A 13,986-nucleotide genomic window follows, 5' to 3' on the forward strand; every position below is an offset into this window, starting at 1 on the left:
TAGAAAGAAAGTGTTAATTTACGAAATCAATATTTAACGATAATATAGATTAGATGGTTATTTTCATTTATAAAGGAGAAACTTATGGCAAAAAATACAAGAGAACATTATATAAAAGATACTAGAAATAAAAAACGAAAAAAAATAAAGCTTTTTATATTTGTACCATTGCTTGTCATTATTTTAGCAGGCGTTGGATATGGAGCAACCCTCATTTCAAAAGCAAAATCAGTTGTCGAAGATTCTTACGAGCCAATTGACCGAGACTCATTAAGAGAAGCAAAAGTAGATCCTAATATTGATGATGTTTCCATTCTATTTATTGGAGTAGATGACAGCGAAAAAAGATCAAGTGCATCTGGAACAACTCGTTCTCGATCCGATGCTTTAATGGTAGCTACTTTAAACGAGAAAGAAAAATCCGTTAAATTGCTAAGTATTCCTCGTGACTCCTATGTATATATTCCTGAACGTGGCTATTACGATAAAATAACCCATGCACACTATTTCGGTGGTGTCTCTTCTACCTTAGATACAGTAGAAGGATTACTTGAAATTCCTATTGACTATTATGTGAAAATGAATTTTGATGCTTTCATGGATGTTGTCGATGCTTTAGGCGGTATTAATGTCGATGTTCCAGTTACTTTTACAGAGCAGAACTCTAAAGATAAAGCAGGCGCAATTCATCTGGAAGAAGGATATCAAGAATTGGACGGCGAAGAGGCACTTGCCCTAGCCAGAACAAGAAAAATTGATAACGACATTGAGCGTGGTAAAAGACAACAGTTAATCATGGAAGCAATCATGAAAAAGGCTGTATCAGTAGAAGGAATTACAAAATATTCAAAAGTAATGGAAGCTGTAGGAAGCAATATGACAACAGATCTATCATTCAGCGATATGCAATCCTTAATTGCTTATGCAACAGCAGACAATGGTTTACAAGTTGAGACACTTACATTAGCTGGTGCTGATGGACGAGTGGATGGAAAATATATTTATCAATTAGATGAATTAGCTTTAGCTGAAACAAAATCCATTCTTCAGCAGCATTTAGGAGTAAGTAGCAGTATTAATTCAGAAACTGACGAAACTGACAGTTCTAATGAAACGGAAACGGATATGACAGATACTACAACAGATACTTCCACTTTGAACTAATTACTAGCTTGGACATGCACCCTCTCGTGCATGTCTTTTTTTTTTGCAAAAATCATCTATCCATTTTCCCCTTACATACTTATTGTATATCGTTTTCTAAACAAGCTATATGAAATCTATTTCTCTCTTAAACTACCAGTATTAACCACGAAATATTAGGATAAAAGTATGATAGAATCATACTAGCTTCTTATAAAAAGAATTTAAATTACACTCTCCCTTTCACCTCAAAAACAGTTGATTCAATAAATTACACAGTTAAATATGACATTTAAATAAAGGAGAAACGATAATGAAAAAAACACTATCATTGTTGTTGTCATTATTCTTATTTATTTCTATACTACCTGCTTTTGAACAGCAAGCATATGCAAGTGCCAGCGAACCAGAAGTGCACGTCATGCTAAAAAATTACCTAGGAAACAAAACACAAATTACCCTAACACCGTCTGGAACATATAAGACCGATGATGAAAAAGTTACTCTAACGAACTCTACTGACTATACCCTTAAGCTAGAGCAATCGAAACTTACATTATATAAAGAAAGTTCAATTATTTTGGAATCAGGGTCTTTCACCTTAACACCATCCACTCCTGATGACTATTTAATCATTAATAATAGAAAATACAAAGGTTCCTTTGAATTCATTATCGAAACAATAAACGGTTCCAACTATATCCGCCCTATAAATACGATTGGTATGGAAGAATACCTTAAAGGGGTCGTGCCCAGTGAAATGCCAGCATCGTGGAATATCGAAGCGTTAAAGGCACAAGCGATTGCAGCACGTACCTATTCTTGGAATTATGGCGGTAAGACGATTACAGATACAATCAACCATCAAGTCTATGGTGGACTAAGTGGATCCCATCCTAACTCCGATAAGGCAGTCGAAGCTACAACTGGACAAGTTTTAAAATATAATAATACATTAATTGACGCTGTATACTCAGCAAGTAATGGAGGATTAATGGAATCCGCTAAAAATGTGTGGGGCAATGACTTTGCCTATCTACAGAACGCAGCAGATTCCTATGATACAAGCTACACTTGGAGCTTTGATGTTCAAAAGACGCAAATAAATATGGCAGATAAAGATTTAACAAATCCAGATACATGGTGGAACTTGGTTTCCGAAAAGGACAGCACCATTATAGCCAATCTTAAAACATGGTTAAAGGATAACGGCTATAAAAACAAAGATATTAAAATTATCTCTATTCCTGTCTTATCTTTTAATAACCCTTCTACCACCAAAAGAGTTAGTACTGGTTCCATCTCTATTCAGTTCTATGTAAAGGATATGAAAGACGCTAATGGAAAACTAATACTACAAGAAATAAACCAAACCAATGTTGCAGCATCAAAAGTAAGAGCCATGATTGGCCTGAATTATGTGAAAAGCTATCTTGTGACAAAAAGCGCTTCGAATACTACGACACATAGTATTGCCGGAAGAGGCTATGGTCATGGAGTTGGTTTAAGTCAATATGGTGCAAATAATCGAGCGAATGCAGGTCAAAAGTATACAACCATTTTGGCGTTTTATTACCCTGGAACACAACTGATTACAGAATATACACAGACTGACATTACTGAATTAGAAATAAAAGATACGAAAACTTCTTTTACCAATACAAACAACACAGTTAACATTTCCTTTACGCTAACAAACGCAGCGAATACAATCGTAAGAATAAAGGATAGCTCTGGTAAAATTATTTCAACAATCTTAAATAATGGCTCCTTAAAGACAGGGAATTTCACATACAGTGCCAATGCCTCAACATGGGCAAATGGAAATTATACAGCTGAAATTATAGCTACAGACAGTAACAGTAATAAAGTAACGAGCACAGCAACAGTAAAAATCGCTAAACTAGATGCACCAACTATTAGTTCTATAAAAGCTACTTACGATCAAAATTCAAACATTGTTAATACATCCTTTTCTGTTAATCAGGCTGCAAAAGCGTCAGTCACTATTACAGATAGTAAAAATAAAGTCGTGAAAACTTTAGCAAGTAGCAAATCTATCCCTGCTGGAACTTCCTCTTTTAAATGGGATGTTCAAAATGCAAATGATGGGACATATACGTTAATTATTAAAGCTGTTAATAGTATTGGCAAAGAAAAAGCAGTTAAACAAAATTTCACAATAAAAAAAGCTACAGCCCCAACTATTAAAGAGGTGAAAACGACCTATGATGCTGCAGGAAATAAAATAAAGGCGAGCTTTCATGTCAATCAATCAACAAAAACGACTGTAAAAATCATCAACAGCAAAAATAAAGTCGTGAAGACACTTGCTTCCAATAAGTCATTAAAAGCAGGAACTCATTCCTATACTTGGAGTGTTGGTAACTCAAGCAATGGTAGCTATACTTTATCTGTTGAATCTGTAAATACAAATAATGTAAAGAAAACTATTAAACAAAAATTCACCTTAAAAAAGGTTTCTGCTCCGACCATAAAAAATGTGAAAACTAGCTATGATACTAATAGCAATAAATTAAAGGTGAGCTTTCATGTTAATCAATCAACAAAAACGACTATAAAGATTATGAACAGCAAAAATAAAGTCGTGAAGACACTTGCTTCCAATAAGTCATTAAAAGCAGGAACTCATTCTTACACTTGGAGTGTTGGAAAAACAAGTGATGGTAGCTATAAAGCATATGTTGAAACGGTAAATACGAATAAGTTAAAGAAAACAGCTACAAAAAATTTCACTTTATATAAAGTGAAAACTGGGACAGTAAAAGCATCCAAGCTTAATATTAGACAAAAGCCAACCACTTCATCAAAAATAGTCGGATCCGTCCCTAATAAGAAAACAGTGAAAATATACGCCAAAAGCGGTTCGTGGTATAAAATTAAGTACGGAAAAGTTACAGGCTATGTATCAGCAAAATATGTGAAGAATGTGAAATAAACTAAATACAGATGTATAAGAGCATTGATTCGTCAATGCTTTTATTTATTTTGAAACCTTTCTAAAATAAATTAGAAAGCGCTCTCTATTTTATTCAAAAATCTCCCTACTTCGTAATGAAAATAATAAATTGGGGTACATAAATAATTAAAGGTTCTCTTAATAATCTTCATTTAATATGTCAATACTAAGCATAATGAACAAAATTCGAAATAGTGAGGTGTTCTAAATGTTAAAAAAAATGATAACTTTCTTAAATGATGCTATTGAAAAACCATTATTTACTGATAATGAACCTAGCATTTGGAATGAATTCGAAGATGAGTTTTATGAGGAAGACTTAGATGAAAAGCATAGGCTTCTGTAATAGCATCTAATGTAGTATAAAGAAACCTTGGAAGCCTTTCGGTCCTTTTAATTTTATATACAAAAAAGCCCTTCTTATACAAGAGGGCTTTTTTATCTGTTTTTATCAGTAGAATATCTTATATCATTAATAAACTTTAATATCGGCTTATAATTCTTCCCAACCAATCCAATCTTTTCAACAATCAATTCTATGATGAACAAGACTGTTACGATAAGGAGAATGGCTCCCCATACTTTTGCCATAGAAAAAATCACAGCTACAAGTCCGAAAAAAGATGCCATTGCATAAATGATAATAACTGTCTGTCTGTGGGTGAAACCTATATTTAACAAACAATGATGTAAGTGAGACTTATCTGGTGCCATCAATGGTTGCTTATTCACTAAGCGACGAATAATTGCAAAAAATGTATCGGAGATAGGAACTCCCAAAATAATAACTGGAATAACAAAAGAGATTAACGTTACATTTTTAAATCCTAATAAAGACATAACTGCTATGATATAGCCAAGGAATAACGCTCCTGTATCCCCAAGAAAAATCTTTGCCGGATAAAAGTTAAACAATAAAAATCCAAGCGTACTAGCTAAAACAATAGAAGAAATCGCAATTACATAACCATTTCCCATAATCATTGCCATACCAGTAATCGTAAATAGGGCAATACATGAAACACCCGAAGCAAGACCATCTAAACCATCAATTAAATTAATGGCATTCGTGATACCAACAATCCAAAGAATCGTTATTGGTATATCTAAAAATCCAAACTCTATTTGTCCACCGAATGGCAAGTTAATAAATTCAACTTGTACGCCACCCCAAACAACTACAATGACCGCGGCAATGGTTTGAGCAACAAACTTAATCTTTGCATTGAGATTATAAATATCATCTAACATTCCCGTCGCAATGATGATTACACTACCAATCAGTATTGGATAATGATAGTCTTTACCTGGATTGATCGCTAATGCACCGATGATAAAACTAATATATATAGCTAAACCGCCCATACGAGGCATAATTTTATGATGTACTTTTCGTTTTTCTGGTTTATCCATTGCTCCAACTTTAAATGCAAGCTTCTTCACTAATGGAGTCAGTAAGATAGAAGCAATAAAACATACCACTAGCATTGTATAAATCATGGAGATCCTCCCTAATGCCTTAATAACGTACATTCATTAGGCATCTGTCTATTCTTGCATATAATCGAAATTTATTATAACACAATACCAACTAGCTTGGCTTAACAAATCCCATGCTTATTTTACATTTACATTACAAATTTTTAACCTTATCTATAAACAACTTGATTATTATTATATATGACGTTCTTTCTTTTGGAAAGTTTCATCACAAAGTAAATATTTTAAGCTTTACCTTATAAAACAAACCGCTCTAATATTAGAACGGCTACTAAATAAAAAGATAATCTTCTTTAATCAGACCTTACCAACAAATGCGGGGTCACTTCTTCTTTTAAGACCCGCCTCTTGAAATTCCTTTTTTTCTTTTGGTGTCATCTTTTTATACCCTACTAAGAATTCTTCATATGCAGGCATTACTTCATTAATATTTCCAGCCATTTTCAATTCACCATGTTCAAGCCATATACCCTTTTCGCAAAATTGTTTCATCTGCCCAATCGAGTGACTGACAAAGAACATTGTTTTTCCACGTTTCTTAAACTCATTCATTTTGTCTAAGCATTTTTCAGCAAAGGCTTTATCCCCTACTGATAAGGCTTCATCAATAATTAATACATCTGGATCTGTATTTACAGAAATAGCAAAACCCAGACGAGACTTCATTCCACTTGAATAGGATTTTACCGGTTGGTCAATAAACTTACCGAGCTCCGAAAACTCGATAATCTCTGGTTCCAAATCCGTTATTTGCTGTTTAGTAAAACCTAGCATTAGACACTTTAATTCAATATTTTCTCTGCCTGTTAGTTCTCCATTAACTCCTGCAGCTACAGCAATAAGGGATGCTTGTCCATCAATTTCTACCTCTCCAGTAGTTTGCGGAACTATTCCTGCTATAATATTGGAAAGCGTCGACTTACCAGAACCATTTACACCAACAAATCCAATGACATCCCCTTTTTCTGCTTCAAAACTAACATTTTTCAAAGCGAAAAAAGGTTCTCCATAATTTTTCGGAAGAAATATATCTTTTAGTTTCTCCGAATTATTTTTATATAATTTATATCTTTTCGTTAAATTTCTTACTATCACAGACTTTTCCATAAGATACCTCCGATTATAAAAAGTCAATAAAATGTCTTCTGAATTTCACATGCATATATGACCCTATAGATAATAGAAGGAGGACCAATGCCCAGAAATAAATCGTGATAGTAGGATGGGCAGTAATAAACCAGCCTTCTCCTAAAAGCGCATAACGATAACCTTCCACTAAATAATAAAAAGGATTTAATAACATTACATAATCAAAAAACTTACCAAATGTACCGGAATCACTAAATCTTCCAGCAGGCCATAAGATTGGTGTTATATACAACAGCACACGCATTAACGATTGCAATAACATCTGAAAATCCCGAACAATAGTAGAGATTGTTGTCGTAATTAGTGATAATGCAAATAAAAATATGACAGCCGCAAATAAAAAATATGGTATTTGCAAGTAATAGATGGAAATAGGATATCCAATAAATTGAAATATAATTATTATAATTCCCATTAATAATAGTTGGGGATATAATAAGGATAATATTACGTAAGATGGGATTGCACTCAAAGGAAAATTCATTCTTGAGACCATTCGCAGTCTAGAATAGATGGATTTAGATCCTTGTGTAATAGCTGGATAAACGAAAAACCATATTAATATTCCAGAGAGCATCCAAACAAAAAATGGAATATCTCCATGTTGGCCAGGAACTGTATCCCTATCCTGTACAAAGCCAAAAACGAACCAATAGATTGCAATTTGAATTGCTGGGTTGATAAACTCCCAAAGAATCCCCAAATAATTATTTCTATTAGAACTTTTCAACTCATACATAGACAGCCTTTTTATTAAATGAAAGTTATCTATTTGTTCCTTTATTACTTTAAACATCGATTTCATCATTATGTTTGCCCTTCTATAATTTATCTGCCTCTAGAAAGACAGAGTATTCATCCTTCATTATTTTTTCTATAATTCACTTTAAAAATACTTCATTAACAACTCTTCTAGTTGCATTGCCATCTTCTAAATAACAAAACTTGTTATAAAAATCATTAAACTTTTGACTAGAAACACTATCCTTTAACATGTGCACAGATTCGATAATCTCTTCCGTTGTTTTTACCAAAGGTCCAGGTGCTGTTTTCTCAAAATCAAAGTAAAAGCCTCTTAATTTATCACGATATGTTTCAATATCATAAACGAAAAAAATAATGGGGCGCTTTAAATTTCCATAATCAAAGAAAACGGAAGAATAATCGGTTATGAGCATATCCGAGATTAAATATAACTCTCTAATATCTTCATAATTTGAAAAATCAAATGCGAATCCTTTATACGGAGAAAGATCAAAGTTTTCAGCTACTAAATAATGCATCCTTAAAATAACTATATACTCATCTTCCAATTCTTTTCTTAATTTATGTAAATCTAATTCCAAATCAAATTTATATTTTCCCTTTTTATAAAACTGATCATCTCTCCATGTAGGTGCATATAATAAAACTTTTTTATCTAAAGGAATCGAGAACTTTTCCTTCATCTTATCCAATTCTTCCTGCGAATGATTTTTTTGTAAAATATCATTCCTTGGATATCCTGATTCAATCATATTTTTATTAAAGCGAAATGCACTTTTAAAAATCTCAGAAGAATACGCATTAGGAGAAATTAAATAATCCCAATTTCTTGCTTCATATAAAAAGTTCCTTTTGTACATTTTCGTATTTGTCTCAGGCATATACACTTCATCCATATCTGCTGCTAATTTCTTTAATGGTGTTCCATGCCATGTTTGCAAATAGGTTGTATGCCTTGACTTAGGTATCCAAAGCGGCAATCTACTATTACTCACCCAAAATTCAGCCCTCGCCATAATAAATAACCATTTTATCGAAAAGCGAGGTACAACATGTAAACTTTTTCCATCGAAATTCTTCAAGTATCTTGGATCTACACTCCAATAAGTTTTAAATTCCGAATGATTATTTTGAATGTACTCATAGATGGCTCTAGGATTACAGCTATATTGTTTTCCTAAAAAACTTTCAAAAACAATCGTGTTCTTTTTAACAGGAAAATATCCAACTAGCTTAAATATTGCTTTATATAGGAATAATAGTTTATTTGCATTTTTCCACTTTTTAAAAAGCTTGCTCGTACTCTCATACAAATGTTGTTTCTGATAATAAGGTGAAACAGAAATAGACAAATGTCTTTTATCTGTTTTTGGTCTAAGTTTTACTCTTTTTTTGCTTTGTGAAATAGTACATATTTTTTTAAACTTATTCTTCTCCCCTACACGCGGCAAATAAGCTAATTGACTACTTTTTAAATTTTTACGTGCTTCCCCGCCGTCTTGACAATTAATTTCCAAATAAAATTTATAATGAATATTTTTTATACTGTGCAGTCCATTTGTCAAATCAATCATGGTTTCGAACCTTCTATAAGAAGAAAATGGATCATTTGAACTTTCCATCACATTTTCCCTTACTGCAAATTGAGAAATACGGTTATCTAAATCATTTTCCATTATAAGTGTTCCATTTATCATGGAGGAGTCCTGTTTATGCCATTCAGGATAATCAAAATAGCCAGATAAATAAACAGTTCCATCTTTTCTGATATTCACCTTGTCGACGGCAGCAAATAAAAATGGATCAGATGTTTTAAAAACAAGTTCTCCTTTATTTGTTGTATAAGGGAAGAACACACGGTTGTCCTTTTCATAATAGTAGTATAATAATCCTGTTACTTTTTCACTACTACGCAACCTTTTTTTTTGAGAATCTTCTAACTGTACGTATATTTCCCATTTTCCTATTTCGGAAAACTCCTTGCTGAATTGTTCTAAATCAACCACTGTTTCAAACAAACCAAGCCCATCTATAGAAGATATCTGTGCAAGTGAAAAGTGGATACACTGATCTGAACCCTTTAAATAAAACAGAAGTGAACCCTGCTCAGCTGAAAGCAAAGTCTCATCGAAATAAAACTGGATATATATCTTATTCTCTTTTATTCCTAGCTCCTTTACTTTATGATTGCTAACTTCCGATTCACTCATTATGTATCTCCCCTTATATAATGTAAAAAAGTGATTCAATATATTATTATGTCAATAAAATGGATTATTTAATCTATCAAGTATTATATCGGTAAGAGGGTGGGATTTCAAACTGTATTCGAATAAACCTTTAAACTCCTGTTTAAGAATTCAAATAAATTCTAGAATAGCTCTTCCTTATTGTACATAGAAAAACTCCAGGCACTTAAAAATTACTTAATAAGCGCCTGGAGTAACAACCCCATCCCATGATAAAATTCATTTTATTTTCTATAGACTGGTATTTTTAAATCCATGCGATATGTTGTCAATAAATTATATAAATTATACATTGTACTAACTTGTTTACTTGCCCATCCAATATCCGTTGCATATTGATGTACACCAGGTGATAATGTATTCCATCTCATTTTATAAAGGGTTTCCTGTTTATAAGTACTATTATTGATATAATTTTTACCAATAAATTCTGCACCACCAATAATTGCCTTCTCTGGTGTAAACCAACCTTGCTTATAAGCATATTCTGATCCACTCTTAACAGCAGAACTATCATATGCTCCTATTCCATACATATTATAAACCACTTTAGGTGTAACCTTTTTTCCATCAACACTTGATACTTTAACACCTTTAGCCAAAGTAGAAGATCCATTACCGGTTTCTAACAAGGCGTGAGAAATTAGATATATCTCATTAATACCATACTTTTCCCCTGCTGTTACAAAGGATGATGCTTTTCCTGCTAAGATTCCCTTATTTTTCAGTATCTTATCGTTCACTTCCTTTTCACTTACGTTTGCACTTGAAGACAATAAAAGGAATTGTAATTTCTGCTTATCATCTTTGACAAAATTATTAGGTTCTAGATAGTATTTAATATCCGCTGGGCTAGCATTCACCCAAGTATGATAGGCCAAACTATATTTTGGAGGAAAATCCTCTGTAGCAGCTTTAATTTCATTATAGTATTTATAGTAATCTACTTCATACCAATATTTCCCATTACTATCTTTTGCCGTTTTTGCTTTTATCGTAACTTTATCTCCAGTAGAAAATTGTCCAATTACCCATTGGCCAGTACTTGGACCACCACGAACATTCCAATTACCTGTTGCAACTATTCCATAATCTGTTGCTTTACTCACGTAAGAAAGTCCATCTTCTCTAATATAAGCTTTATATTTTTTATCTGTTTGTGCCTTTTTACTTGTTTGTATATTTACAGCATCATTAATAGTATAACCCAAGTAATCATAGGATTCTAAAGCAACCTTTGCTTTTTCCATTTTAAAATTAATGGAAGCATTGCCGACATTTTCATAATATTTTATTACAAATGTATGTTTTCCTTTTGGTAAGTAATAACCAAGAACTTCTTTCTCCTTATCAATACTCCCTTCCCATGCATCTAAGACTACCTTCCCATCAATCTCTAATAATACTCCATTATCAGCGGATAGTCGGAAGTTATAATTTGTATTTTCCTTTAAGTTATATTCACGCTTAAAAATGGCGGAAAACTTATCATTTGGAATAGAAGAATCAGGAGAATTTTTACCCCAATTAAAATTAATTTGCGAAATACTATTTAATGAATTTTCCCCACCGATTACAACCGGTTTCTTTGAATCTGAAACTTTATAGACTGGTGTTTCATTTTTCCCGATAACTTTCGGGTAATATTCAGCATACCATCCAGAATCACTTAAAATAGTACTATCTTTATATTGCTCCAAACTAAAAGAAAATTTAGCAGAACTTGTTGACTCATAGAATCGAACTTCAATCCAATGAATATCGCCGTCCTTTGTATCTTCAATAGTTAGTTTTGTCGCTTTTTCTTTATAAGGGCCATTTGTCCAATTATCAATAACCAACTTCCCGTCAATATACACTTTCAAGCCATCATCTGCTAACCCACGAACTAAATATTCACCTGCAGTGATTTTTTTTGTTGTTACATATCTAGCTGAAAAATAATCCTTATTTATTTTGGGATTGGGTGACTTCAAACCAAAATCTTGTGCTAGAGTCATAGAATTAGAATTATCTATTATCTCAGAAGCTACTGGGATACCTGATACAGTCTTATTATTGTAATAATAAGCTATCCAATTTCCTACCGGCTGAATTTCAGCATAAATATTCGCATTACTTGTTGATTCAAAGTAATCAAATCTTGCCATATGCTCACCCGATTTAAGATTTTTTATCAATACCTTATTATACACATCTCCACCATACGACCATCGATTAAATAATTGCTTACCATCAACTTCTAATTTTATTCCATCATCCGCATATGTTGAAACAAAATAATCTTGATTCCCCTTTAATTTTTTCAAGAATGTTGCGGAGAATTTATCTGTTGGGAATCCTGAGATAGGGGCTGCTTTCCCCCAGTTATATTGAATGTTATTTATACCATCTTTTACAGTACCTACCCCTGAAAAAGATTTATTTGGATACATTATCTGTAGCCAATTCGTATTTGTTGCAATTTCCTCCATTGGTTTAATATCAAAGTCAAGCTTAGATGTTAAGGTGGCCTCTCTATACTCTACTTTAATCCAATGAATATCTTTTTTTTCTATATCATTGATCTTAATTTTAATAGCGGAGTCACTTCTGGCTCCATTCCACCTATTTACAACTAATTTATCATCTAAATACACTCTAATTCCATCATCAGCAAAAGTTCTTATAATATAGTCTCCTTTTTTTAATTTCATAGCTGTAATAAACTTAGCTGAATATCGATCTTTAGGAATTCCAGAAATTGGAGAGTTATATCCATGATTAAAGCTTAATGATCCATTTTGATCCCCTTTAATTATTTTTTTGTTGGATGGTGTACCGGATAAACTATCATTATTGTAGTAATAACCTAGCCATTGCCCCATAGGTAAAACATCTGCAAATAAAAATGCCTTGCTTGTGCTCTCTAAATAATTTAATTGAAAAATATTATTATTAGCATTTAATCCCGTAATTACAGCTTTATTTTCCGTTCCAGGTGATCCCGACCATTGTTTAAATAATGTTTTATCATTAATACTCGCTTTCACACCATCATCTGCATAGGAATAAACAAAGTAATCTCCTTTATTTAAAAGTTTATAATAAGAAGCTGAGATATTATCACTGGCTATTTTAGAACTGGGAGAAGAATATCCCCAATCAAAGAATAAATCTTTAATTTTTACTGATCCACCGTTACCTCCATATACGTAACCATTTCCAACATTATTTCTATTATTAAAATAGGACGCAAGCCAATAATCGCTGGATAATTCTTCTTTCAATGGTAGAATAGTGAAATCCAAATAACTATCACTTGTATTCTCCACATAATGAATTTCTAATTGATGAATATCTTTATCAGAAGTATTAGCTCTTGCTATATCACTAATATTGACAATAACTGCTTCTTCTCCTAGACTTCCCTTATCCAATACTTTTTTCCCATCTATATAAACTTGAATTTTATCATCTACTTTAGTACGGATAATATATTTTCCTGCATCTAATCTTTTATAAGTGAATATTTTCATAGAAAAATTATCTTTACCTATATTATTAGCATTTGGTGCATTTTTCCCATAATTAAATGAAAAATTACCGTTAGAAGAAGAATATACTTTTGCATCTTGAGGATAACCACTAAAATTACGATTATTATAGAAGTATCCTATCCAACTATTGAATGGGATAATATCTGCATACAGAGCCGCACTATTAACCTTATCGTAGTATTCTGTCTTTACTTTGTATTTTCCCTCTGACAAATTCGGAATTATATTAGAGTGATACTTGATGCCAGAGTAATCCCAACTATCTATTACTCTTTCATTATCTATATACATTCGAAAACCATTATCTGCAAATCCATGAACAAAATAATCCTTATCTGATTTGCCAACATTGATATCCTTTTCAAAGGTTGCTGAAAAATTATCATTTCTAACATCACTAATAGGAGCATTTTTATCCCAAGTAAACCTTAAGTTTTCATATTCTTTATTGATTGGTACTCCAGTAAAATTTGTAGAATTATAATAGCTACCTGCCCATTTATTCTCTACAGCTTCCCCTTTATTTGGCAAGGTGATAAATAAGGTTATACCAATAAAAAGAAAAAATAATACTTTTCCCCTTTTGAAAAATTTTAATAGTATTTTAGACACCTCCAAAAATATATGCGATCGTAGTATTCAATACTATTATCCTAGAAAA

General features: G+C 32.3%; 8 protein-coding genes. 3 read left to right on the top strand and 5 right to left on the bottom strand.

All coding sequences use genetic code 11. The features are described 5' to 3' along the window. The first annotated feature begins 84 nt into the window (after nt 1-84). The 3 genes from NYE52_RS18255 to NYE52_RS18265 all read left to right on the top strand — a co-directional run bounded on the left by NYE52_RS18255 (nt 85) and on the right by NYE52_RS18265 (nt 4,469). On the top strand, nt 85-1,164 hold the full coding sequence (locus NYE52_RS18255) for an LCP family protein (protein ID WP_341194363.1): 1,080 nt from the start codon (nt 85-87) through the stop codon (nt 1,162-1,164). 292 nt (nt 1,165-1,456) lie between these two features. Beyond that, nucleotides 1,457-4,102 (top strand): SpoIID/LytB domain-containing protein, encoded by a 2,646-nt coding sequence (locus tag NYE52_RS18260; RefSeq protein WP_341194364.1) that lies wholly within the window; start codon nt 1,457-1,459, stop codon nt 4,100-4,102. Nucleotides 4,103-4,331: 229 nt separating this feature from the next. Further along, a complete protein-coding gene (locus tag NYE52_RS18265) occupies nt 4,332-4,469 on the top strand; it encodes a hypothetical protein (protein ID WP_341194365.1) in 138 nt (45 codons plus the stop codon). Nucleotides 4,470-4,561: 92 nt separating this feature from the next. On the opposite strand, the gene NYE52_RS18270 is transcribed toward NYE52_RS18265, so the two are convergent. From NYE52_RS18270 to NYE52_RS18290, 5 genes are all read right to left on the bottom strand, one after another. Continuing rightward, nucleotides 4,562-5,623, bottom strand: coding sequence for a glycosyltransferase family 4 protein (locus NYE52_RS18270; RefSeq protein WP_341194366.1), 1,062 nt, complete (start codon nt 5,621-5,623; stop codon nt 4,562-4,564). A gap of 297 nt (nt 5,624-5,920) precedes the next feature. Further along, the gene (tagH, locus tag NYE52_RS18275; RefSeq protein WP_341194367.1) at nt 5,921-6,730 is read right to left on the bottom strand and encodes a teichoic acids export ABC transporter ATP-binding subunit TagH; all 810 of its coding nucleotides are present in this window, start codon (nt 6,728-6,730) and stop codon (nt 5,921-5,923) included. A 13-nt stretch (nt 6,731-6,743) separates the two neighbouring features. Continuing rightward, nucleotides 6,744-7,577: an ABC transporter permease gene (locus NYE52_RS18280; protein ID WP_341195227.1), complete on the bottom strand. Its 834-nt coding sequence runs from the start codon at nt 7,575-7,577 to the stop codon at nt 6,744-6,746. A 76-nt stretch (nt 7,578-7,653) separates the two neighbouring features. After that, entirely contained in the window at nt 7,654-9,747 is a 2,094-nt protein-coding gene (locus NYE52_RS18285) for a CDP-glycerol glycerophosphotransferase family protein (protein WP_341194368.1), read from the bottom strand. A gap of 263 nt (nt 9,748-10,010) precedes the next feature. Then, nucleotides 10,011-13,937, bottom strand: a complete 3,927-nt coding sequence (locus NYE52_RS18290) for a PA14 domain-containing protein (protein WP_341194369.1) — start codon at nt 13,935-13,937, stop codon at nt 10,011-10,013. Nucleotides 13,938-13,986: the final 49 nt, after the last annotated feature.

Origin of the sequence: Niallia sp. FSL W8-0635, from assembly GCF_038007965.1 — a bacterium.
GTDB lineage: Bacteria > Bacillota > Bacilli > Bacillales > Cytobacillaceae > Niallia.